The following is a 22,893-nucleotide window of genomic DNA, read 5'->3' as shown; positions in this document are numbered from 1 at the left end:
AGGCCCGGCCCGGCGGGGGAAGCGACATCCCCCGCCGGGCCGCTCCGTCACCTCAGAAGCTCACCGGCTCACGGATCAGCGGGCACGTCATGCAGTGCCCGCCGCCCCGCCCCCGGCCGAGCTCCGCGCCCACGATCTCCAGCACCTCGATGCCCGCCTGCCGCAGCAACGCGTTGGTCTGGGTGTTCCGGTCGTAGGTGAAGACGACGCCCGGCTCGACCGCGACCGCGTTGTTCCCGCTGTCCCACTGCTGGCGCTCGGAGGCGTACACATCGCCGCCCGTCTCGATGACCCGCAGCCCCGGCAGCCCGAGCGCCCCGGCGACCACCTCGGTGAACGGCCGGGACCCCTCGTCCACGATGTCCACGGGCACCGGGCCGCCGCTGCCCGGGCGCAGCGAGAAGCTGTGGATGGCGTCCACGATGCGCGGGTAGAGCGTCACGACGTCCCGGTCCGCGAAGGTGAACACGGTGTCCAGATGCATCGCCGCCCGCAGCTTCGGCATGCCCGCGACCACGACGTGCTCGGCCGCGCCCTGCTCGAAGAGGGCGGCGGCGACCTGCGTGACGGCCTGGCGCGAGGTGCGCTCGCTCATGCCCATGAGGACGACGCCGTTGCCGACGGGCATGATGTCGCCGCCCTCGAATGTGGCCTGGCCCCAGTCCCGTTCCGGGTCGCCCCACCACACCGTGGCGTCCGTGAAGTCCGGGTGGAAGCGGTAGACGGCCTTCATCAGCAGGGTCTCGTCGTGCCGGGCGGGCCAGTACAGCGGGTTGAGCGTCACCCCGCCGTACAGCCAGCACGTCGTGTCCCGGGTGTACAGCGTGTTGGGCAGCGGCGGCATCACGTACTCGCGCACCCCGGCCGACTCGCGGGCCAGGGCGACGTACGGCGGGCGGTAGTCGTCGGGGAGGTCCGTGGTGGCGAGGCCGCCGATCAGGAACTCGGCGAGCGTGCGCGGGTCCAGGGTCTCCAGGAACGCCCGGGTGGAGTCGATCAGCCCCAGGCCCGCCTCGTTGGCGGTGATCTTGCGGTCGAGCAGCCAGTCCCGCGCGCCCGGCACGGCCATCGTCTGCGCCAGGAGGTCGTGGAGCTCCACCACCTCGACCCCGCGCGCGGTGAGCGCGGCCACGAAACCGGCGTGGTCCCGCTGGGCGTTCTCCACCCACATCACGTCGTCGAAGAGCAGATCGGCGGCGTTGGTCGGGGTGAGCCTGCGGTGCGCGAGGCCCGGCGCGCACACCAGGACCTTGCGGAGCCGGCCGACCTCGGAGTGGACTCCGAGCGGGATGCGGGAGGTGCTGTCACCGGTCATGTGCGGTCCTTCGCGTACGGGTCGGGGTGCGGTACGGCTCAGAGGCTGATCCAGCCGGCCGCCAGGGCGATCACGCCCATGACCGCACCGGCCACCGAGACGGCGCAGATCAGCAGCTCGCGGGGGGAGAAGGGGCGCCGGCCCTGCTCGCGGCGGGCCATGACGAACAGGATCGTGGCGGGGGCGTAGACGATGAAGGAGAGCAGGACGAACCGGAGCCCGGCCGCGTACAGCAGGAACGCCGTGTAGACGGTGGCGAGCACGGCGACGACGAGGTCGCGCCCGGTCGTCCGCCCCTGGGCCAGCGGGTCCGTGGTGAGCGCGATCTTCAGCGCGAACGCGGCGGCCAGCAGGAACGGGATGAGCGTCAGCGCACTCGTCATGTCCAGCGCGAAGTTGAACGCGTCGTCCGAGAGCAGCGTGACGACCAGCACCACCTGGACCAGCACGGTCGTCATGACCAGGGCCGGGACCGGCACGTCGTCGGCGGTGGCGCGGCGCAGGAAGCGCGGCATGTCGTGGTCCTGCGCGGCCACGTACAGCACCTCGGCGGCCATCAGCGTCCAGGCCAGATAGGCGCCGAGGACGGAGACGATCAGGCCGACGCTGACGAAGACCGTGCCCCAGGTGCCGACGGCGTGCTCCAGGACGCCGGCCATCGAGGGCTGGCGCAGCCCGGCGATCTCGCTCATCGGCATGATGCCGTACGAGACGATGGTGACCGAGGCGAAGACGGCGAAGACGCTGAGGAAGCCGAGGACCGTGGCCCGCCCGACGTCCTTGCGGCGCTTGGCGTGCCGGGAGTAGACGCTCGCGCCCTCGACGCCGAGGAAGACGAAGACGGTGGCGAGCATGGTGCCCCGCACCTGGTCGAACAGCGAGCCCGCGTAGTCGGCACCGCCCCAGTTGTCGGCGAACACACCGGTGTCCAGGTAGAACAGCGCCAGCACGACGAAGACCAGGATCGGGACGACCTTGGCGACCGTGACGATGCGGTTGATCGCCGCGGCCTCCTTGACGCCCCGGCGGATCAGCAGGAAGAAGCCCCACAGCCCGACCGAGGACAGCGCCGCGGCGAGCACGGTGTCCCCGTCGCCGAGCGCCGGCCAGAGCGTGCCGATGGTCGACATGATCAGCACCCAGTACGTCACATTGCCGACGCAGGCGCTCGCCCAGTAGCCGAACGCCGAGAAGAACCCGAGGTATTCGCCGAACCCGGCCTTCGCGTACGCGTACACCCCGGCGTCCAGGTCCGGGCGGCGCACCGCGAGGGACTGGAAGGCGAAGGCCAGCATCAGCATGCCCGTGCCCGCGATGGTCCAGGCGATCAGCGCCCCCGCGACCCCGGTCTCCTCCGCGAAGCGGCGGGGCAGCGAGAACACGCCCGCGCCGACCATGGAGCCGACGACCAGCGCGGACAGCGTCATCAGCGAGAGCTTGGCCGTGTGCGGCTGCTCCTCGGTGACTGCGGACATGGTCGGGCCCTTCCTGGTGCGGGGGCTGCGGTCGCAGAGGGCGGGCGGGGCCCGGCAAGGCGCCCCCATGAGGGTGAAATGTACCTTTCGTTACGGTGTTGGGTCCCGCTGCCGGGCCGGTGTCCCCGGATCGGGGCGCGGCTTGACCCTCCCCTTGCGTCAGGCTCGATGATCGGTCGCGAGGAAAGGGCGGGTGGATGAGCTATTCCGTGGGGCAGGTGGCGGCCTTCGCCGGAGTGACGGTGCGCACGCTGCACCACTACGACAAGGCGGGGCTGCTCTCGCCCGGCGGGCGCAGCCGGGCCGGCTACCGGCTCTACGGCGAGGCGGACCTGGTCCGGCTCCAGCAGATCCTCTTCTACCGCGAACTGGGCTTCCCGCTGGACGAGATCGCCGAGATCTTCAAGGACCCGCGGGCCAGCGCCCTGGACCACTTGCGGGCCCGGCAGGAGCAGCTGGAGGCGGAGATCGCCAGGCTGCGGCGGCTCTCCGAGGTGGCCCGCCGGGCGATCGAGGTGGAGCGGACCGGGGTCGAGCTGACCCCGCAGGAGCGCTTCGAGGTGTTCGGCGAGATCACCGCCGACCTGAGTTACGCCACCGAGGCGGCGCTCAAGTGGGCGGACTCACCGGGGCAGCGGGAGTCGATGGCCCGGGCCGCCGCGCACACCAAGGAGGACTGGCGGCGGCTCATGGGCGAGGCCACGGCCTGGCGCGCGGAGCTGCTGGCGGCCTTCGACCAGGGCGAGCCGAGCGACGGCGAACGGGCCATGGACCTCGCCGAGGAGCACCGGCTGCACATCGCCCGCTGGTTCACCGCCTGCCCGCCCGCCATGCACCGGCGCATCGCGGACGACTTCGCCGCCGATCCACGCGCCTTCGCCCTGGTCGTACCGCCGTCCCGGCAGCGCCCCGGCCTGGCCGCGTACCTGTGCAAGGCCGTCCACGCCAACGCGGCCCGGCGGACCGATGAGCCCGGGGAGCACCGATGAGCCCGAGGAGAACCGATGAGAATACTGATCGCCGCCGCCGGATCGCGCGGTGACGTCGCCCCCTACACGGGCCTGGGCGCCGCACTCCGCGCGGCCGGCCACGACGTCGCCCTCGCCACGACGGACACCTTCGCGCTCCTGGTCCGCGCCGCCGGGCTGGACTTCCGCGCCCTCCCGGGCAACCCGGCGCAGGGCGGCGGCGGGAGCGGCGGCACGCGGGAACTCATGCGGGCCGCCGCCGCGTTCATCGCCGACCTGGGCCAGGGGTTCGCCGACGCGATGACCGACGGCGCGGACCTGCTGCTGCTCTCGACCACGACCGCCCCGCTGGGCCGGCACCTCGCCGAGGCCACCGGCACCCCCAGCATCGGCGTCTACCTCCAGCCCACCGCGCCGACCGGCGACTTCCCGCCCGTCGTCACGGGCACCCGCTCGCTGGGCCGCCCCGGCAACCGCCTGGCCGGGCGCCTCGCGCTCCGGATGACCGACCGCCTGTACGCCCCGGCGGTGACCGCGCTCCGCGAACGGCTCGGGCTGCCCCCGGCCACGCCCTCCGCCACGCGCCGCCGCCAGGAGCGCGCCGACTGGCCGGTGCTGCACGGCTTCAGCACCGTCCTGGTGCCCCGGCCCGCCGACTGGCGCCCCGGTCTGCGCGTGGTCGGCAACTGGTGGCCGCACCACAACCCGGACGCGCAACTGCCGCCGGAGCTGGCGGACTTCCTCAGCGCGGGAGCGCCGCCCGTCCTCATCGGCTTCGGCAGCATGGCGGCCGGCGAGGGGGAACGGCTCAGTGAGCTCGCCGTACGGGCCCTGCGCCGCGCCGGGCTGCGCGGCGTCCTCCAGTCCGGCAGCGCCGGTCTGGCCGCCGAGGGCGACGACGTGCTCACCGTCGGGGACGTCCCGCACGCCCTGCTGTTCCCGCACCTGGCCGCCGTGGTCCACCACGCCGGGGCCGGGACGTCGGCCGCCGCGCTGCGGGCCGGGGTCCCCGCGGTGACCGTGCCCGTGACCGCCGACCAGCCGTTCTGGGCCGGCCGCCTCGCCGCCATCGGCGCCGCCGACGAGCCGATCCCCTTCCGCGCCCTCACCGCCGACCGCCTCGCCGACGCCCTCGACCGCGTCGTGCGGCAGCGGGTCCACCGGGAGGCGGCCGCGAAGGGGGCGCAGCGGATGGTCGCGGAGGACGGGGCGGAGGAGGTGGTGGAGGCCGTGCGGCGGCTCAGCGGTGCGTCAGTACGTTGACCACGCGGCCGTTCGGGTCGCGTACGAAGAAGCGGCGGACGCCCCACTCCTCGTCGTGGGGGCCGTACACGATCTCGGCCCCTTCGCGGACGAGCGCGGCGTGCACCGCGTCCACGTCGGCCACCTCCACGCTGAGGTCCGGGTTGACCGGGCCGGTCTCGTCCTTGGTCATGAAGCTGATCTGGGCGGCCGGCTGGGTGGGCGAGGCAAGGGTCATGATCCAGCCATGGTTCATGACCTCCTCGAAGCCGAGCAGGCCGTAGAAGGCGCTGCTGGCCCGCAGGGCGGACGCGTCCGGCCCGGCGTCCACCGGGATGTTGGGGACCACGCGGTGCACGGACATGAGGCACTCCTGTCACGTTGATGACGGTAGGTCACCGGCTCACCTTAGGGCCCGGCTCCAGGGGGACTCGAGAGGCGGCTGGGAGGGTGGCTGGAAACTGTGGGTCGGGCCGGGGCAAACTGGCCAGGTCACAGCCGGGCCGGGGGCAACCCGGCCCATCGAACCGCAGTCTCCCGGGGGCGCCCCATGGTCCATTTCTCCTCACGCGTCACCGGGGAGGAGCTCGGGCGGATGGCCCACCGCCCGGACTCCCGGGACCTCTTCCCGACCGGCGTGGCCCGGCTGGGCGACACCCGGTTCTGCGTGCCCGCCCACTGGCCGCGCGCCCACCGCTTCTTCGCCCCCGTCGCCGGCCACCAGGACCCGTTGCTGATTGCGGAAACGATGCGGCAGGCGGCCATGCTGGTCTGCCACGCCGAACTCGGGGTGCCGCTCGGCGACGCGTTCGTGATGTGGGAGCTGCGCTACACCACCGCCGCCGGTCAGCTCGTGCTCGGCGACGACCCGTGGGACGTCATGGTCGAGGTGAACTGCTCCGACGTCCGCCGCCGGGGGAGCGGTCTCGCCTCGATGCGCGTCGACTTCGTGCTGCGCCGGGGCGGGGCGGTGCTCGCCGTCTGCGGCTCGCGGATCAGCTGCACCTCGGCCGCCGCCTACCGCCGCCTGCGCGGCGACCGCTCCGCCGCCGTCCCGCCGCCCCCGCTCCCGGCGCTCGCGCCGCGCACCGCGGGCCGGGCCGCCGAGCGGGACGTCGTCCTCGCGCCCCCCGTCGCGCCCGGGCGCTGGCCGCTGCGGCTCGACACCGGGCACCCGACGCTCTTCGGCCGCCCCAACGACCATGTGCCCGGCATCCTGCTCCTGGAGGCGGCCCGGCAGGCGGCGAACGCCACCGTGCCCGGCTTCCTCCCGGTCACCCTGCGCTCCGACTTCCTCCGGTACGTGGAGCTGGACCGGCCCTGCTGGATCGAGGCGACGACCGCTGCGGCCGGGGTGCGGGTGCGGGCGGTGCAGGACGGGGAACCGGTCTTCACCTGCACGCTCGGCGGGCCGGACGCCTGAACGCGGATCAGGCCGGGTCCGGCAGCCGGGTGCCCGTCCCGCTCACCCGCACCCGCGCGTCGCCCGCCCCCAGCGTCACGGTGAGCGTGCCGGGGCGGCCCATGTCCTCACCCTGGTGCAGGGTCAGCACGGCGGCCTCCGGCACGAGGGCCAGCTCCCGCAGGTACGCCCCGAACGCGGCCGCCGCCGCACCCGTCGCCGGGTCCTCCACCACACCGCCGACCGGGAACGGATCGCGGACGTGGAACACCGCGTCGGAGGCCCGCCACACCAGCTGCACGGTCGTCAGGTCCAGCCGGTGCATCAGCGCTTCCAGGCGCGCGAAGTCGTAGTCCAGCGCGGCCAGCCGCTCCCGGGTGCCCGCCGCCAGCACGAGATGGCGCGCCCCGGCGTACGCGATCCGGGGCGGCAGGGCCGGGTCGAGGTCGGCGGCCGGCCAGTCCAGCGCGGCCAGCGCCTCCGCGAGGTCGCCCGGGGCCACGTCCTCGACGCGCGGTTCCACGCTGGTCAGCGTCGCCCGCAGCTCGTCGCCCTCGCGGACCACGGTGACCGGCACCGTACCGGCGGGGGTGGCGAACTCCACCTCGCCCGGCCCGTCCCGCTCGGCGAGCGCGAGGGCGGCGGCGACCGTCGCGTGCCCGCAGAACGGCACCTCGGCCTTCGGGCTGAAGTAGCGGACCGCGTAACCGCGCGCACCGGGCTCCGCCGCCTCGGTCCGCCCGGTCAGGAACGCGGTCTCGCTGTAGCCCAGGTCCGCCGCCACGGCCAGCATGGCCGCCTCGTCGAGACCGGAGGCGTCGAGCACCACCCCGGCGGGGTTGCCGCCCTCGGGGTCGGCGGAGAACGCGGTGTAGCGCAGGATCTCGGGAAGGTCGCTCATGAACCGCTCAACCGCCCGCCGGGCGACGGCATTCCCGCACCCGCGCGGCCGGGACGGCCCGCACCGTTCCGCCCGGATCGGCGCGCCCGCGCGCCCCCTCAGCCCCGCCCCACGTAGGGCATCGCCGTCGCCATCACTGTCGCGAACTGGACGTTCGCCTCCAGGGGAAGCTCCGCCATGTGCCGCACCGTGCGGGCCACGTCGTCGGCCGCCATCACCGGCTCCACGGCCAGTTCGCCGTTGGCCTGGAGGGTGCCCGTCCGCATCCGTTCCGTCATCTCCGTCGCCGCGTTCCCGATGTCGATCTGGCCGCAGGCGATGCGGTACGGACGCCCGTCCAGCGACAGCGACTTCGTCAGGCCGGTGATCGCGTGCTTCGTCGCGGTGTACGCCACCGAGTGCGGGCGCGGGGTGTGCGCGGAGATGGAACCGTTGTTGATGATCCGCCCGCCCCGCGGGTCCTGCTCCTTCATCTGCCGGTACGCCGCCTGCGCGCACAGGAACGCCCCCGTCAGGTTGACGTCGACCACCCCGCGCCAGTCCTCGTACGCCAGCTCCTCGACGGGTCCGCCGGGGCCGAACGTCCCCGCGTTGTTGAAGAGCAGGTCGAGGCGCCCGGTCCACTCCCGTACGGAGGAGAACAGCGCGTCCACGTCCTCGGGGCGGGTCACGTCGGCCGGGACGGTGATCACCCGGGCGTGCTCCCCGGCCAGGGCCGCCGTCTCGGCCAGGGGGTCCGGCCGGCGGCCCGCGAGCGCCACCGACCAGCCCGCCCCGGCGAGCGCGAGCGCCACCGCGCGGCCGATGCCGGAACCGGCGCCCGTGACCACCGCCACCTTCGACGGGGAGTTCTCCGCGGAATTCAACAGACTGTTGCTCATGCTGCCGCAGCGTACGCGCAGCCCCGGCGGGGTGATTCCGCGCGCCGGTCCGGCGATTCCCGCGCCGCCGCGACCGCCGTAGATGATCATGGATTTGGCCGCGAACGCGGAGTTTGCCCCTGGGGGCACCATCCTGCCGCACTCCTCATCCGGGCGACGCCCGCACGACGCGAACACGTCAGCCTCCGGATGCGCCGGGCCGCTGGACTTCCCCCACACCACCAGTCAGGGGAGGGACAGATGACGCACTCATCGCCACAGCAGGAGCTGCGCGACGCCGCCCGGCACACCGACCGCCGCCGCTTTCTCACCGTCACCGGAGCCGCCGCCGCGCTCGCCTTCTCGGTCGGCCTGCCCGCCGCCGGGACCGCCAGCGCCCGCGAGATGGAGGCCCGGAGGATCGGCGAGGACCCGTTCACGCTCGGCGTCGCGTCCGGCGACCCGCTGCCCGGCTCCGTGCTGCTCTGGACCCGGCTCGCGCCCCGCCCGTTCGAACCCGGCAGCGGCCTCCCCGACGCCCGCGTCGAGGTCCGCTGGGAGCTGGCGTACGACGAGCGCTTCCACCGTGTCGTCCGGCGCGGCACCACGTACGCCCACCCGGAGTTCCACCACAGCGTCCACGTCGAGGTGCAGGGCCTCGCCCCGGACCGTGTCCTCTACTACCGCTTCCGCGCCGGACAGTGGACGAGCCCCGTCGGCCGCACCCGTACGGCACCGGCGCCCGGCGCCCGGAAGCGGGAACTGGCCCTGGCCGCCGTCTCCTGCCAGGCGTACCACGACGGCTACTTCACCGCGTACAAGCACCTCGCCCAGGAGGACGTGGACGTCGTCTTCCACCTCGGCGACTACCTCTACGAGTACGCCGTCACCGCGACCGGCGGCGCCCGCAACTACACCGACCGCACGCTGCCCGCGCTGTTCAACCGGGAGACGGAGACGCTGGAGGACTACCGGCTGCGGTACGCCCTCTACAAGTCCGACCCGGACCTGCGCGCCGCCCACGCCGCGCACCCCTTCGTCGTCACCTGGGACGACCACGAGACCGAGAACAACTACGCGGGCGACATCCCCGAGAACGACGTGCCGCCGGAGGAGTTCCTGATCCGCCGGGCCGCCGCCTACCGCGCGTACTGGGAGAACCAGCCGCTGCGCACGCCCCAGCGGCCGACCGGCCCCGACATGCGGCTCTACCGCCGCCTGAGCTTCGGCCGGCTCGCCCAGTTCGACGTGCTCGACACCCGGCAGTACCGCAGCGACCAGGCGTACGGCGACGGCTGGCAGACGCCCGGACCGGAGTCCGAGGACCCGAGGCGCACGCTGACCGGGGCCACCCAGGAGCGCTGGCTCATCGACGGCTGGCGCCACTCGCACGCCACCTGGAACGTCGTGCCGCAGCAGGTCACCTTCGCCCAGCGGCGCGACGTGCCCACCGACGCGTTCAAGCTGTCCATGGACTCCTGGGACGGCTACCCGGCCTCCCGCGACCGCATCCTCCAGGGCGCCGAGCGCGTCGGCGTGGACAACCTCATGGTCCTCACCGGCGACGTCCACGTGAGCTACGGCTTCGACATCAAGCGGGACTTCGACGACCCGGCGTCGCGCACGATCGGCACCGAGATCGTCACCACGTCCATCACCAGCGGGAAGGACGGCTCCGAGAAGCCGTCCAACTACAACAACCTGATGGCGGCCAACCCGCACCTGAAGTTCTACAACGGGCGCCGCGGCTACGCCGTCGTCACCCTCCAGGAGCGGGCGGCCCGCGCCGACTTCCGTACGGTCTCCGCCGTCACCACGCCGGGCGCCCCCGTCACCACCGCCGGCTCCTACGTCACCGAGGCCGGCCGCCCCGGTCTGAAGCCCGCCTAGACGGCATCCACGGGATAGCGGACGCCGATGCGGTCACGGACCGCGTCGAGCGTCCGCATCACCGCGAGCGAACCCTCCAGCGGGACGAGCGGGGACTCCGTCTCGCCCGCCAGGACCGCCCGCATCACCTCGACCGCCTCGTACTGCATCCCCGAGAGCCCCTGCGGACCCGGGCCCGAGGTGATCTCCTCCGGCTCGGCGCCGTTCCGGTGCAGCACGAAGCCCTCCGGGTGGAAGAAGCTGTGCGGGATGTCGATCCGCCCGGCCGTCCCGATCACCGTCGCGGCCGTCGGGTGGTGCCCGACGATCGAGCAGGACAGCAGCGCGTTGGCCCCCGAGTCCCAGCCCAGCAGCATCCCGGTGTTCAGGTCCACGCCCTCCGGCGACAGCAGGGCGTCCGCCTGCACCCGGTCCGGCTCGCCCAGCAGCAGATGCGCGAACGACACCGGGTACACGCCCAGGTCCAGCAGCGCCCCGCCGCCCAGCCGGGGATCGCGCAGCCGGTGCTCCGGGCCCAGATCCGCCGCGAAGCCGAAGTCGGCCTGCACGGTCCGGATCTCGCCGATCGCCCCGTCCCGCACCAGCTCGGTGAGGCGCCGGATCACGGGGTTGCAGTAGGTCCACATCGCTTCCATCAGGAAGACCCCGCGGTCCCGGGCCAGCTTCACCAGCTCCCGCGCCTCGCGCTCGTTCAGCGTGAACGCCTTCTCGCACAGCACGTGCTTCCCGGCCTCCAGCGCGAGCGCGGCGGCCTCCCGGTGCGCGGAGTGCGGCGTGGCCACGTACACCACGTCGACCTCGTCGTCCGCGACCAGGCCCGCCCAGTCGCCGTACGCCCTCGGTATCCCGAACCGCTCCGCGAACGCCCGCGCCGAGGCGTCCGAGCGGGACGCCACGGCCACCACCTCCGCACCGGGCACGGCCTGCAGATCGGCGGTGAACGTCGCCGCGATCCCACCGGTCGCCAGCACGCCCCAACGGACAGTCCTGCTCATGCACACTCCCAAAAAGGTGTCGACCATCCCCGCCGAGCTGAGAGCATAGAGCCGGATTCAACAACTATGGAGACGAGAATGCCGGAGAGCGGCGTCAGCCGGGCCCAGCAGATACGCACCACCGACACCGCCCCGCAAGGGGCACCCCTTCCCGGCAGGGCCGCCACCGCCGCCCGGCGCACCGGCCTCCTCGTCACCCTCGTCCTCGGCGGCCTCACGGCGCTCCCGCCGCTGTCGATGGACATGTACCTCCCGGCGCTCCCCGCCGTCACGGACTCGCTGCACGCACCCGCCGCCACGGTCCAGCTCACGCTGACCGCCTGCCTCACCGGCATGGCGCTCGGACAGGTCGTCGTCGGACCGATGAGCGACCGCTGGGGCAGGCGCCGCCCGCTGCTCCTCGGCATGGCCGTCTACGTGCTGGCCACCGCGCTCTGCATCTTCGCCCCGTCCGCCGGACTCCTCATCGCCTTCCGCCTGATCCAGGGCCTCGCGGGCGCGGCGGGCATCGTCATCGCCCGCGCCGTGGTCCGCGACATGTACGACGGCGTCGCGATGGCCCGGTTCTTCTCGACGCTGATGCTGATCTCCGGCGTCGCCCCCGTCATCGCGCCGGTCATCGGCGGCCAGGTCCTGCGGCTCACCGACTGGCGCGGCATCTTCGCCGTGCTGACCGGCGTCGGCCTGCTGCTCACCTTCGTCGTCTGGAAGTGGCTCGGCGAGACCCTGCCGCCCGCCGAACGCCACACCGGCGGCATCGGCGACGCGCTGCGCACCATGCGCGGCCTGCTCGCCGACCGCGTCTTCACCGGCTACATGATCGCGGGCAGCCTCGCCTTCGCCGCCCTCTTCGCGTACGTCAGCGCCTCGCCGTTCGTCATCCAGGAGATCTACGGCGCCTCACCGCAGACCTTCAGCCTGCTCTTCGGCATCAACTCCGTCGGGCTGATCACGGTCGGCCAGATCAACGGCAAGCTGCTCGTCGGCCGGGTCAGCCTGGACAAGGCCCTCACCTTCGGACTCGTCGTCATCGTGGCCGCCGCGACCGCGCTGCTCCTGATGACCTCCGGGGTCTTCGGCGACGTCGGGCTCGTGCCGGTGGCGGCCGGGCTCTTCGTGCTGATGTCGGCGATGGGCCTCGCGATGCCCAACACCAACGCCCAGGCGCTGATGCGCACCAAGCACGCCGCCGGATCGGCCTCCGCGCTGCTCGGCACCTCGCAGTTCCTGATCGGCGCCATCGCCTCGCCGCTCGTCGGGATCGCGGGCGAGGAGACCGCGGTGCCCATGGCCGTCGTCCAGCTCGTCTGCGCGGTCGGTGCCCTGGCCTGCTTCCTCGGCCTCTGCCGCCCCTGGCAGCGTCCCTCGGCAATCTGAACGGGCCTCCACCCCGCCTACAATTCATCGGTGATCGCCACCCTCCCCACCGCGGACGCCCTGCGCGCGGCCCTCGCCGGAATCCTGGACGGGCTGCCGCCCAAGCAGGCCGGGCAGGCCGTCGACCGGCTCATCGCCCACTACCGGGGCACCATCCCCACCGACGCCCCGGTGCTCCGCGACCGCTCGGACGTGGCCGCGTACGCGGCGTACCGGATGCCCGCCACCTTCGAGGCGGTACGGTCCGCCCTCGGCGCGCTCCGCGAGGCCGCCCCCGACTGGGCGCCCGCCACGCACACCGACGTCGGCGGCGGCACCGGGGCGGCGAGCTGGGCCGTCGCGGGGGAGTGGGAGGGCCACCGCACCACCGTCCTGGACTGGGCCGAGCCCGCGCTCGCCCTCGGCCGCGAACTGGCCGCCGCCTCCGGAGCGCCCGCCCTGCGCACCGCCGACTGGCGGCGGGCCCGCATCGGCGAGGACCTCGACCTCGCCCCGGCGGACCTGGTCACGATCTCCTACGTGCTCAACGAGCTCACCGTCCCCGCCCGCACCGCCCTCATCGACGCCGCCGCCCGCGCCGGGCAGGCCGTCGTGGTCGTGGAGGCAGGCACCCCCGGCGGCTACGCCCGGATCATCGAGGCCCGCGACCGCCTGACCGCCGCCGGGCTCACCGTCGCCGCGCCCTGCCCGCACAGCGGCGCCTGCCCCATCGAGCCGGGCACCGACTGGTGCCACTTCTCGGCCCGGGTCAGCCGCTCCTCGCTGCACCGGCAGGTCAAGGGCGGCTCACTGGCGTACGAGGACGAGAAGTTCAGCTACGTCGTCGCCACCCGGTTCACGCCCCTGCCCGTGGCCGCCCGGGTCGTCCGCAGGCCCCAGATCCGCAAGGGGCAGGTGCTCCTCGACCTCTGCACCCGCGACGAGGGCCTGCGGCGCGACACGGTCACCAAGCGGCACGGCGCCCTGTACCGCGCCGCCCGGGACACCGACTGGGGCGACCCCTGGCCGCCCCCGGGGAGCGAGGCCTAGGGCCGCAGCTCCTGCGTACAGCACTTCACGCTGCCGCCGCCCTTCAGCAGCTCGCTCAGGTCCATCGGCACCGGATCGAAGCCGCGCGCCCGGAGCGGGTCGAAGAGCCCCGTCGCCGCCTGCGGCAGCAGGACGTGCAGCCCGTCGCTCACCGCGTTCAGACCGAGCGCTGCCGCGTCCGCGTCCCCGGCGATCAGCGCGTCCGGGAAGAGCCGCGCCAGGACCGCCCGGCTGCCCGGCGAGAACGCCTGCGGGTAGTACATGACCTCGTCGGCCGCGTCGTCCAGCACGCACAGGGCCGTGTCCAGGTGGTAGTAGCGCGGGTCCACCAGGTCGAGGCCGATCACGGGGCGCCCGAAGAACTCCTGCGCCTCCGCGTGCGAGAGCGGCGACGACCGGAAGCCCCGGCCCGCCAGCACGTAGGAGGCGGTCACCGCGAAGTCGCCCTCGCCCTCGTTGACGTGGTCCGGCTCGTGGAATTCGGTGAAGCCGTGGCCGAGGAACCAGTCCCGGTGGGCGGCCGCCTCCTCGAACCGTTCCTGGTAGGCGAAGCGGGCGCCCAGCACCCGGCCGTCGATCACCGTGGCCCCGTTCGCCGCGAAGACCATGTCCGGCAGGTCGGGGTGCGGCTCCAGCAGGTCGACGGTGTGGCCGAGGGCCCGGTAGCGGTCGCGCAGGTCCTCCCACTGGGTCTGCGCCAGCGGCAGATCGACCGGCTTGGTGGGATCCATCCACGGATTGATGGAATACGTCACCTTGAAGTGGGCAGGGGCACACATCAGAAACTGCCGGGGTGTGGCTTCACGAGGCATTCAGACTCCTCACGAATCGTCGCGGCGGCTGGTGGCCGCTGCGGCCGGTGCGTCGCACGGGTGTGTGCGTGCACTCATGGTGCGCCGTCCGGGCCCCCGGCGCTGTGGTCCGAACGGGTGGTTCGCGCGGACGCGGACCCCAGGGCCTGTCCTGACCGGTCACCACACGTGCTCTTTCATGACAAAGCGTGTGATAGTGCCCCCCGTGCGGCATCGGCCGTCCCACCCCGCTTCCGGACTCTGGCCACCCGAGGCGCAGGATGGTGGGACCATGGGCAGGGGCAACGCAAAGGCAAGGGGATAGATGGGCGCCGATTTCGGCCGTAATCGCGGCTCAGAGAGCAAGATTTCCCAGTGGCTGCGGCGACGACCCAAACCGCAGCAGCGCGAGGTCGACGACACCGCACGGGAGGCGCTGCTCCTGGCTGTCGCCGAGGCCGGAATGCCGATCGCACCCGCCGCCCACCCGGTCGGCTACCGATGTTCGTGCGAACGCATCGGCTGTCCCACCCCGGCCCGCCATCCGCTCTCGTTCGCCTGGCAGACGCAGTCCACCACCGACCGCGCCCAGATCGAGCGCTGGGCCCGCAGCCAGCCGCAGGCCAACTTCATCACCGCGACCGGCATGATCCACGACGTCCTGGACGTCCCGCTGGCGGCCGGTGAGCAGGCCCTGGAACGGCTCCTCGCCGCCGGGGTCGAGGTCGGGCCCGTGGCCCGCTCCGGCGACGACCGGATGCTGTTCTTCACCGCGACGCGCGGCACCCCGGAGGACGAGGACGAGTGGTGGCCGTGCGAGCTGGACTGCCACCCCGAGACGATGGACGAGCACCCGGGCCTGCGCTGGCACTGCCGGGGCAGCTACGTCCTGCTCCCCCCGGCCCAGCTCCCCGGTGAGCTGGACGTCGCCTGGCTGCGCGGCCCCGAGCACCCGCTGCCCGACCCGCTGACGCTCCTGGAGACCCTGACGGACGCCTGCGCACGGTTCGTCGGCTCCGAGGGCCAGAGCGAGGTCGACCACGAATCGGTGGCCTGGCCGCTGCGCCGGTAGCCGGGCCCGGGGTTTTCCGTAAAGGCCCCTACGAGCCCTTCGCCGAGGTCAGCCCGGGCAGCCGGCTGAGCACGGTCACCTTGCCCGTGCCGGCGCCCTTCTTCGGCACGTACACCAGCTGGCTGGAGACCCGCTCCTTGGTCAGCGTGCTCTTCACCTCTCCGGTGAGCAGCGCCTCCACATCGGGGTCGACCGCCGGGCGCAGCCCCTGCGCGGCGGTCTGCCGCTCGAAGTGCCTGCTGCTGAAGAAGACCAGCGCCCCGCCGTCCTCGGTGGCCACCCCCAGCGGGGCGTACGCGCCACCGTCCAGCGGCTGGTCGGCGTACTGGTACGAGAACCCGGCCCGCCGGGTGTTCAGCCGCGCGTCCCGCCACTGCGAGGTGGCCGCCCCCGGGGCGAAGACGTCCGGGGTGCCCTGCTGGAGGTACTGCGTGTACCGCGTGCCGAGATCGCGCGGGGCCACGGTCAGGCCCGGTCCGTCCGCCGCGACCGGGGCGGCGTCCTGCGCGACGGCGGGCAGCTGGTTCTTCGTGACGACCGACAGATAGGCGGCCTTCCAGCCCGCGTCGGGGCCGGTCTTCGTGAACGCCAGCAGCCAGCGGCTGTTCTTCCCGCCCTCGTCCGTGTCCCGGTTGGAGTCCGTGTCGGCGAGGAACCAGCGCGGCCAGCCCGCCTTCTCGGGGATGACGAAACGGGCGTCGGTCAGTTTCAGCGGCTGGTGCCGGGAGTTGCCGGTGGGCGCTATCCGGTGCCGGGCCTTCAGCCCCGCCTGGTTGATGGCGCCGAGCGAGCCCGTCACCACGTCCGCGTCCAGCGCCGGATCGTACGCCTTGTCGGCGGCGTTGTACGCGGCGGTGAACTCCTTCAGCGCCCGGGCGGCCTCAGCCCTCGTCGCCGCCGGTACGGCTGCCCGCTCCCCGTGCACCGTCACGCACCCGCTCGCCGTCAGGCTCAGCACCGTCGCCACCGCGAGCCCCGTCGCCCGCCGCACCGGCCCCAGACTTCTCATCCGCTGCTTTCCGCGCCTTCTGATCCGTCGCCACTGACCGTCCGAACCCTACCGGGGACAGGAACAGCGCGAGGGTCGGGACCAGATACAGCGCCCAGACGGTGAGTTGGAGGACGGTGGGGTCCGGCTGGAAGTTGAACGTGCCCTTCAGCAGCGTCCCGTACCAGCTGTCCGGCGGGATCGTGGCGCTGATGTCGAACGCCCGGTTCTGCAGACCGCCCAGGAACTCCGCCTCCTGGAGGTCGTGTACGCCGTACGCCAGCACACCCGCGGCGACGACCACCAGCATCCCGCCGGTCCAGGTGAAGAACTTCGCCAGGTTGATCTTCAGCGCGCCCCGGTAGAACAGCCACCCCAGCACCACCGCCGTGGCGATGCCGAGCACCGCGCCGATCATCGGATGCCAGCCGTCGTCCGCCGCGTGCACCGCACGCCACACGAACAGCGAGGTCTCCAGGCCCTCCCGGCCGACCGCCAGGAGCGCGGTCGCGACGAGCGCGCCGGTGCCCATGGCGAGCGCCGCGTCCAGCTTGCCGTGCAGCTCCGCCTTGAGATGGCGGGCGGTCCGCCGCATCCAGAAGACCATCCACGTCACCAGGCCCACCGAGACGATGGACAGCGAACCGCCCAGCGCCTCCTGCGCCTTGAACGTCATCTCCTGCGAGCCGAACTCCAGTCCGGCGCCGAAGCCCAGGCTGACGACGATCGCGATCGACACACCGATCCAGATCGGCAGCAGCTTGTCGCGGTTGCCGGTCTTCACCAGGTACGCGATGAGGATGCAGACGACCAGGCTGGCCTCAAGGCCCTCGCGCAGCCCGATCAGGAAGTTACTGAACACGTCTCGGTTCCCTTTCCGCTTCGAGTCCCGTTACGAGAACAGCGCCCGGCCCCACCAGTCGTCCTTGTCGCGGACGCCCGGCGGGACGGCGAAATGCGCCGAACCCACGTGCTGGATGTACTCGTTGAGTGCGTCGTGTGCCGCCAGGCGCCGTTGCAGAGGAACGAACGCCTTGCGGGTGTCGCGCTGATAGGCCAGGAAGAACAGCCCCGCGTCGAGCCGGCCGAGGCCGTCGGTGCCGTCCGTGAAGGAGTAGCCCCGGCGCAGGATCGTCGCCCCGCCGTTGCTGTCCGGGTGGGCGAGGCGCACGTGCGCGGTCGGCAGCATCGCCTTCAGGAACGGCTCGTCGCGCTCCTTGGACTTGCCGACCGGAGCGCCCTCGCCCTTGTCGCGGCCGAAGACGTCCTCCTGCTCCTGGAGCGAGGTGCGGTCCCAGGTCTCGATGTGCATCCGGATGCGCCGGGCCACCAGGTACGAGCCGCCCGTCATCCAGCCGGGCCCGTCCCCCTCCCCGGCCCACACGTGCTTGGACAGGGCGGCCGTGTCGGTGCCGGAGATGTTCCGGGTGCCGTCCTTGAAGCCGAGCATGTTGCGCGGGGTCTGGGCGTCCGGCGTGGTCGAAGACGTCTTGCCGAAGCCCAGTTGCGACCAGCGGATCGCGACGCGGCCCATGCCGATCCTGGCGAGATTGCGGATGGCGTGCACGGCCACCTGCGGGTCGTCCGCGCACGCCTGGACGCACAGGTCGCCGCCGCTGCGGGCCTTGTCGAGGTTGTCCCCGGGGAACTTCGGCAGGTCCACCAGCGCCTCGGGCCGCCGCCCTTCGAGACCGAACCGGTCCTTCGCGAACAGCGAGGGCCCGAAGCCGACCGTCAGCGTCAGCCTGGACGGCTTCAGCCCCAGCGCCTCGCCCGTGTCGTCCGGCGGCGCCTCGGGCAGACCCCCGTACGCCCCGTCGCCGACCGCGTGCCCGGCGGTCATCCGCTCGGCCGCCCGGGTCCACTCCTTGAGCAGCGCGACCAGTTCGGCCCGGTCCTTCGTCGTCACGTCGAACGCGGCGAAGTGCAGCCGGTCCTGGACGGCGGTGGCGATTCCGGCCTGGTGCGCCCCGTGGAACGGCACCGCGGCGCCGCTGTCCGCGGCGGTGGCCCGGCCGTCGTCACCGGAGCGGGCCGCTGCGACGCCCACCCCGGCCGCGGCGGCGCCGAGCGCGAGCCCGGCACCGCCCCAGCCCAGCAGCGCGCGGCGCGACGGGGCGCTGCCGTCGGCGGATGCCTCGCGGGTCTCCTCGGTCATGCCCGGAGCCTCTTTCCGTCCGGTTACTTCGTGACCGCGGCGGCCAGCTTGGACAGCGGCTCCGCCAGCGCGTTGACCGCGTCCGACAGCTCCTTGCGGTCCGCCTTGCCGACCTTCTCGTAGGAGGTGAAGTCGTACGAGGACGGGTTCGCGCGGTACTTCTCGAGCAGCTTGTTCAGCTCGGCGAACCGCTTGTCCAGGGTGGCGGTGAGCGCGGCGTCGTTCTTCGAGGCGATCGGCTTCAGCAGCTGGTAGGACTGCTCGGCGCCCTCGACGTTGGCCTTGAAGTCGACCAGGTCGGTGTGGCTGTAGCGCTCCTCCTCACCGGTGACCTTGCCGGTGGCGACCTCGTCCAGGAGTTCCTTGGCGCCGTTGGCCATCGAGGTCGGGGTGATGTCGGCGGTACCGACACGCTTCTGCCAGTCGGTGAGGTCCTTGTACAGGACCGGCGCGAGGGCCTTCTCCTCGGCGCCGAGCTTCTTGTCCTGCCACAGCGCCTTCTCCAGGCGGTGCCAGCCGGTCCACTTCTGGCCGTCCTCCAGGCCGTCCGCCCGCACGTCGACCTTCGGGTCGATGTCGCCGAAGGACTCGGCGACCGGCTCGGTGCGCTCCCAGCCGATGCGGGAGTTCGCGTACGCCTTCTTCGCGGCCTCGATGTCCCCGGCGGCGACGGCGTCCGTGAAGACCTTGACCTTCGGCAGGGTCTCGTCGGCCTGCGCCTGCACATAGGTGCGGTACGCGGCGACGGCCTTGTCCATCTCGGGGCTCCGCTTGGCCGCCTTGCCGCCGCTGACCTCGATCTTCTGCCGGATGCCGTGGCCCTTCATGCCGGGCTTGCAGGCGATCTCGTAAGAACCGGCCTTGATCTCGGCGGTGATGGTGGCCTTGGTGCCGGGGCCGATGTTCTCGCGCTCGGCGACGATGCGGTCGTCCGGGAAGAGGACGTAGACCTCGGTGACCTTGGAGCCCTTGTTCTGCACGGCCAGCTCGATGTGGCCGGCCGGGAGCTCCTTCTTCGAGACCTCGCAGGAGTCGTCCTTGGCGACGACCTGGACGGCTCCGTCGCCCTTGCCGTCGCTCTTCTCGGCGCAGCCCGTGACGGCGGTCAGAGCGGCCGCGGTGGCGGCGGCGGTGACGACGGAGAGACGAACGGCTCGCATACGGGCTCCACTTGAGGATGAAAAACAAGACGGGGAAGGTTGGACAAAGGTGGGTGAGGCGGACCTAACTTAGCCGAGGCTTACCTGTGCGATACCCACCTGCGCAGTGATTCAGGTCTCACTGCGCCGACCCGGAAACGGCCGGATCACGTCCGACCCATGGACGTACCTCGCACAGGTAATGCACAGGTCAAGCGGTGCGGTCGGGGACCACCAGCGGCACCCCGGTCCGCGGGTGCGGGAACACCTCGACCGGCTGCCGGTAGACCCGGCCCAGCAGCTCACCCGAGAACACCTCGCCCGGCGGGCCCGCCACCGCGATGCGCCCCTCGTGCAGCACGGCCGCCCGGTCCGCGTAGGCGGCGGCGAGCCCCAGGTCGTGCAGGACGACCACCACCGCGTCCCCGGCGGCGGCCCGCTCCCGGCAGATCCGCAGCACCAGCTCCTGGTGGCGCAGGTCCAGCGCGGCCGTCGGCTCGTCCAGCAGCAGCAACGGGGCCCGCTGCGCCAGGACCCGGGCCAGTGCCACCCGCGCCCGCTCGCCGCCCGACAGCGCGGAGAAGGGGCGCCCGGCGAAGCCGGTGACCTCGGTGGCCGCCATCGCCTCGGCGACCGCCGGATCGTCCTCGTCGGCCCGGTCCGTCCCGGCCCAGGGCGCCCGGCCCATCCGGACGACCTCCTCCACCGGGAACGGGAAGGCGAGGGCCGCGGTCTGCGGCAGGACCGCCCGGCGCAGGGCCAGTTCGGGTGCGGACCAGTCGGTGACCGGGCGCCCGTCGATGCGCACGGCACCGCTCTCGGCGGGCAGGTCGGCGGCGAGCGCGGCGAGCAGCGTGGACTTCCCGGCCCCGTTCGGGCCGACGAGGGCCAGCACCTCGCCCGCGTACGCCGTCAGGTCGATCGAGTCCAGCACCTGCCGGCCGCCGAGCCGGACCCGCAGGCCCGTCACCTCGGCGGACGGTTTCCCGGTGGGCACGGGCACCGGCAGCCGTCGGGTGTGCGGGGCGAACAGGTTCCGGACGGACTTCATGCCCAACCACCTTGCTTGCGACGGGTCCTGCGCAGCAGCCAGAAGAAGAACGGGCTGCCGAAGAGCGCGGTCAGCACCCCGAGCGGCAGCTCCGCCGGGTCCGCGACGGTCCGGGCCGCGAGGTCGCCCGCGACCAGCACCAGCGCGCCGCCGAGGGCGCTGCCCGGCACCAGGAAGCGGTGCCCGGGCCCGTTCGCCATGCGCAGCAGGTGCGGGACGAGCAGCCCGACGAACGAGATGATCCCCGCGACCGCCACGGCCGCCGCCGTCAGCAGCGCCACGACCAGCACCAGCACCAGCCGCAGCCGCTCCACGTCCACGCCCAGATGCCGGGCGGGCCGTTCGCCGAGCGCGAGAAGGTCCAGCTTGCGCGCGTAGAACGGGGCGATCAGCAGCCCCAGCGCGGCGCACGGCAGGACGGCCAGCACCTTGGGCCAGGTGGCCTGGGCCAGTGAGCCGAGCTGCCAGAAGGTGATCTGGGTGATCTGCGCGTTGTCCGCGAAGAAGATGAACAGGCCGATCAGCGCGCCCGCGAAGGCGTTGACCGCGATGCCGGTGAGGATCAGCGTCACCACCTCGGTCCGCCCGCCCGACCGCGACAGCGCGTAGACGAGGAGCACGGTCAGCAGGCCGGCGGCGAACGCGCAGACGGTGATCGTCCAGTTGCCGAAGAAGCTCAGTCCGAGCGCGATCGAGGCGACCGCGCCGACCGCCGCACCGGCCGAGATCCCGATGACGCCGGGCTCGGCGAGCGGATTGCCGAACACGCCCTGCATCAGGGCGCCCGCGCAGCCGAGCGAGGCGCCGACGAGCAGGGCGAGGACGACCCTCGGCAGCCGTACGTTCCACAGGACGCTCTCGCCGACCCGGTCCAGGGCGTGCCCGCCCAGCCCGATCCGGTGCTGCACGGAGGCCAGGACGTCACCGAGCGGAATGCTGTACGCGCCGAGTCCGGCGGACAGCAGGCAGCCCACGACCAGGGCGGCGAGAAGTCCGGCGGTGAGCGTGAAAGCGGTGGAGCGCCGGGCCCGGGGCAGGGCCGCTGGAGCCTCGGGCCCGGCAGTCTTGGTGGGGATCTCGCAGGAGGCGGTCACTGGTCCGCACCGCTCTCCGGGTAGAGCTGCTCGACCAGTTCGCTCAGGACGCGGTCGGTGCGCGGGCCGTAGTTCAGCAGCACGCCGTCGTCGACCGAGACGATCCGCCGGTCCATTCCGGCCGGGGTCTCCGCGACGCCCGGGATCTTCACCAGGCCGTCGACCCCGCCGACCGATTCGAGCCCCTTCGTCATGACGAGGATCGCGTCGGGGGCGGCCTTGGCCAGGGCCTCGCTGGTGATGGCGGTGAAGTCCTTCTTCAGCCCGGACGCCTTGCCCGCGTCCACCGCGCCCGCCGCCTCCAGCAGCGAACTCGCCCCGGAGTCCCGGCCGCCCAGCAGATAGACGGACGCGGAGCCGCGCAGATAGAGGAAGGCGACGCGCGGCTTCCCGCTCCCTTCGGCGGGTGCGGGCACCGACTCGCGTACGGCGTCGATCCGGTCCTGCGTCCGCTTCTTCAGCGTCTCCCCGGCCTTCGGCACGCCGAGCGCGGCGGCCACGGTCCCGATCCGGCGGCCCACATCGGACAGGTCCTTCGCGGGTTCGACCACGACGAGCGGGATCCCGGCGTCGCGGATCTGGCCGATCGCCTCCGCCGGGCCGGTCGTGGTGTCCGCGAGGACCACGGTCGGCTTCAGCGACAGCACGCTCTCCGCCGACACGTCGTGGGCCCGGGTCACCACGGGCAGCTTCTCTGCCTGTTCGAAGGTGGCGGTGATGTCACGGGCCACGACCCGCTTGCCGAGCCCGAGCGTGAACACGATCTCGTTCAGGCTGCCGGTGAGCGGCACGATCCGGTCCGCCGAGGTGATGGTGGTCCGCTTGCCGTCCGCGGAGTCCACGGTGACCGGGAGCTTCGGCGCGGCGGTGCCGGTGAGCGGTTCGATCCGGTCCGCGTCCGCCGCCGAGGAGGCCCCGGTGGCGGCGGACTTCGCCGCGGGCGCGTCCGTACCGCCGCAGCCGGCCAGGAGGACGGCCGAGGCGAGCGCCAGGGCGGTCGCCAGGGTGCGGGTGCGCCGCCGTGCGCCACGGCCCGGTGGGGCGAAGTCCTGCGTGAAGCGCACGGGGCACCGTCCTGTCGTTCTACGGCTCGTACTACGGCGAGCAGTTGGTGGTGTTCTGCGAAGAATGTGACGGAAGGGGGTA

At 72.9% G+C, this 22,893-nt stretch carries 21 protein-coding genes; 7 read left to right on the top strand and 14 right to left on the bottom strand.

The features are described from left to right. Positions 1–52: 52 nt before the first annotated feature. Positions 53–1,315 (bottom strand): arginine deiminase, encoded by a 1,263-nt coding sequence (locus tag AMK18_RS16490; protein WP_073863368.1) that lies wholly within the window; start codon positions 1,313–1,315, stop codon positions 53–55. Positions 1,316–1,353: 38 nt separating this feature from the next. Further along, the gene (locus AMK18_RS16485) at positions 1,354–2,790 is read right to left on the bottom strand and encodes a basic amino acid/polyamine antiporter (protein WP_073863367.1); all 1,437 of its coding nucleotides are present in this window, start codon (positions 2,788–2,790) and stop codon (positions 1,354–1,356) included. Between the two features lie 197 nt (positions 2,791–2,987). On the opposite strand from AMK18_RS16485, the gene AMK18_RS16480 reads away from it, so the two are divergent. Then, positions 2,988–3,779 (top strand): MerR family transcriptional regulator, encoded by a 792-nt coding sequence (locus tag AMK18_RS16480; protein WP_073863366.1) that lies wholly within the window; start codon positions 2,988–2,990, stop codon positions 3,777–3,779. 15 nt (positions 3,780–3,794) lie between these two features. Continuing rightward, entirely contained in the window at positions 3,795–5,021 is a 1,227-nt protein-coding gene (locus AMK18_RS16475) for a glycosyltransferase (protein WP_073863365.1), read from the top strand. Here AMK18_RS16475 and AMK18_RS16470 read toward each other — a convergent pair. Beyond that, positions 4,999–5,364 carry a VOC family protein gene (locus AMK18_RS16470; protein WP_073863364.1) on the bottom strand — a complete coding sequence of 122 codons (366 nt, stop codon included), beginning with the start codon at positions 5,362–5,364 and terminating at the stop codon, positions 4,999–5,001. The genes AMK18_RS16475 and AMK18_RS16470 overlap by 23 nt on opposite strands. A 231-nt stretch (positions 5,365–5,595) precedes the next feature. Here AMK18_RS16470 and AMK18_RS16465 point away from each other — a divergent pair, with 231 nt between their 5' ends. Continuing rightward, the gene (locus tag AMK18_RS16465) at positions 5,596–6,423 is read left to right on the top strand and encodes a ScbA/BarX family gamma-butyrolactone biosynthesis protein (RefSeq protein ID WP_073863363.1); all 828 of its coding nucleotides are present in this window, start codon (positions 5,596–5,598) and stop codon (positions 6,421–6,423) included. 7 nt (positions 6,424–6,430) lie between these two features. On the opposite strand, the gene AMK18_RS16460 is transcribed toward AMK18_RS16465, so the two are convergent. Together AMK18_RS16460 and AMK18_RS16455 are read right to left on the bottom strand one after the other, a co-directional pair. Further along, positions 6,431–7,303 carry a PhzF family phenazine biosynthesis protein gene (locus AMK18_RS16460; protein ID WP_073863362.1) on the bottom strand — a complete coding sequence of 291 codons (873 nt, stop codon included), beginning with the start codon at positions 7,301–7,303 and terminating at the stop codon, positions 6,431–6,433. Positions 7,304–7,401: 98 nt separating this feature from the next. Then, a complete protein-coding gene (locus tag AMK18_RS16455; protein WP_073863735.1) occupies positions 7,402–8,184 on the bottom strand; it encodes an SDR family oxidoreductase in 783 nt (260 codons plus the stop codon). 240 nt (positions 8,185–8,424) lie between these two features. Between AMK18_RS16455 and AMK18_RS16450 the strand changes: the two genes are divergently transcribed. After that, positions 8,425–10,053 carry an alkaline phosphatase D family protein gene (locus AMK18_RS16450; RefSeq protein ID WP_073863361.1) on the top strand — a complete coding sequence of 543 codons (1,629 nt, stop codon included), beginning with the start codon at positions 8,425–8,427 and terminating at the stop codon, positions 10,051–10,053. On the opposite strand, the gene AMK18_RS16445 is transcribed toward AMK18_RS16450, so the two are convergent. After that, positions 10,050–11,048 carry a Gfo/Idh/MocA family protein gene (locus AMK18_RS16445; protein WP_198957019.1) on the bottom strand — a complete coding sequence of 333 codons (999 nt, stop codon included), beginning with the start codon at positions 11,046–11,048 and terminating at the stop codon, positions 10,050–10,052. The two genes, AMK18_RS16450 and AMK18_RS16445, sit on opposite strands and share 4 nt — an antisense overlap. A gap of 78 nt (positions 11,049–11,126) precedes the next feature. Between AMK18_RS16445 and AMK18_RS16440 the strand changes: the two genes are divergently transcribed. Both AMK18_RS16440 and AMK18_RS16435 read left to right on the top strand, forming a co-directional pair. Further along, positions 11,127–12,425: a multidrug effflux MFS transporter gene (locus tag AMK18_RS16440; RefSeq protein ID WP_073863359.1), complete on the top strand. Its 1,299-nt coding sequence runs from the start codon at positions 11,127–11,129 to the stop codon at positions 12,423–12,425. A 30-nt stretch (positions 12,426–12,455) separates the two neighbouring features. Then, positions 12,456–13,454 carry a small ribosomal subunit Rsm22 family protein gene (locus AMK18_RS16435; protein ID WP_073863358.1) on the top strand — a complete coding sequence of 333 codons (999 nt, stop codon included), beginning with the start codon at positions 12,456–12,458 and terminating at the stop codon, positions 13,452–13,454. Here AMK18_RS16435 and ddaH read toward each other — a convergent pair. Then, positions 13,451–14,266 carry a dimethylargininase gene (gene ddaH, locus AMK18_RS16430; RefSeq protein WP_073863357.1) on the bottom strand — a complete coding sequence of 272 codons (816 nt, stop codon included), beginning with the start codon at positions 14,264–14,266 and terminating at the stop codon, positions 13,451–13,453. The genes AMK18_RS16435 and ddaH overlap by 4 nt on opposite strands. A 304-nt stretch (positions 14,267–14,570) precedes the next feature. Between ddaH and AMK18_RS16425 the strand changes: the two genes are divergently transcribed. Beyond that, a complete protein-coding gene (locus tag AMK18_RS16425) occupies positions 14,571–15,317 on the top strand; it encodes a bifunctional DNA primase/polymerase (protein WP_018103458.1) in 747 nt (248 codons plus the stop codon). A 28-nt stretch (positions 15,318–15,345) separates the two neighbouring features. Here AMK18_RS16425 and AMK18_RS16420 read toward each other — a convergent pair whose 3' ends face one another. The 7 genes from AMK18_RS16420 to AMK18_RS16390 all read right to left on the bottom strand — a co-directional run bounded on the left by AMK18_RS16420 (position 15,346) and on the right by AMK18_RS16390 (position 22,811). Then, complete coding sequence (locus AMK18_RS16420) at positions 15,346–16,248, bottom strand: hypothetical protein (protein ID WP_079199316.1); 903 nt, start codon at positions 16,246–16,248, stop codon at positions 15,346–15,348. After that, on the bottom strand, positions 16,199–17,167 hold the full coding sequence (efeU, locus tag AMK18_RS16415; protein WP_018103460.1) for an iron uptake transporter permease EfeU: 969 nt from the start codon (positions 17,165–17,167) through the stop codon (positions 16,199–16,201). The genes AMK18_RS16420 and efeU overlap by 50 nt, the downstream gene beginning before the upstream one ends. A gap of 30 nt (positions 17,168–17,197) precedes the next feature. Continuing rightward, entirely contained in the window at positions 17,198–18,463 is a 1,266-nt protein-coding gene (gene efeB, locus AMK18_RS16410) for an iron uptake transporter deferrochelatase/peroxidase subunit (protein ID WP_073863356.1), read from the bottom strand. 23 nt (positions 18,464–18,486) lie between these two features. Beyond that, on the bottom strand, positions 18,487–19,623 hold the full coding sequence (efeO, locus tag AMK18_RS16405; protein WP_018103462.1) for an iron uptake system protein EfeO: 1,137 nt from the start codon (positions 19,621–19,623) through the stop codon (positions 18,487–18,489). Between the two features lie 190 nt (positions 19,624–19,813). Then, positions 19,814–20,653, bottom strand: coding sequence for a heme ABC transporter ATP-binding protein (locus tag AMK18_RS16400; RefSeq protein ID WP_073863355.1), 840 nt, complete (start codon positions 20,651–20,653; stop codon positions 19,814–19,816). Then, positions 20,650–21,747, bottom strand: a complete 1,098-nt coding sequence (locus tag AMK18_RS16395) for a FecCD family ABC transporter permease (protein WP_073863354.1) — start codon at positions 21,745–21,747, stop codon at positions 20,650–20,652. The genes AMK18_RS16400 and AMK18_RS16395 overlap by 4 nt, the downstream gene beginning before the upstream one ends. After that, positions 21,744–22,811, bottom strand: a complete 1,068-nt coding sequence (locus AMK18_RS16390; RefSeq protein ID WP_073863353.1) for a heme/hemin ABC transporter substrate-binding protein — start codon at positions 22,809–22,811, stop codon at positions 21,744–21,746. Before AMK18_RS16390 ends, AMK18_RS16395 begins: the two co-directional genes overlap by 4 nt. Positions 22,812–22,893 lie beyond the last annotated feature (82 nt).

This window comes from Streptomyces sp. CB01249, assembly GCF_001905735.1.
In the GTDB taxonomy this organism is placed as follows: domain Bacteria; phylum Actinomycetota; class Actinomycetes; order Streptomycetales; family Streptomycetaceae; genus Streptomyces.
The sequence above is the reverse complement of the archived record's forward strand: the minus strand, read 5'-3'. Positions and strand labels throughout refer to the sequence as shown.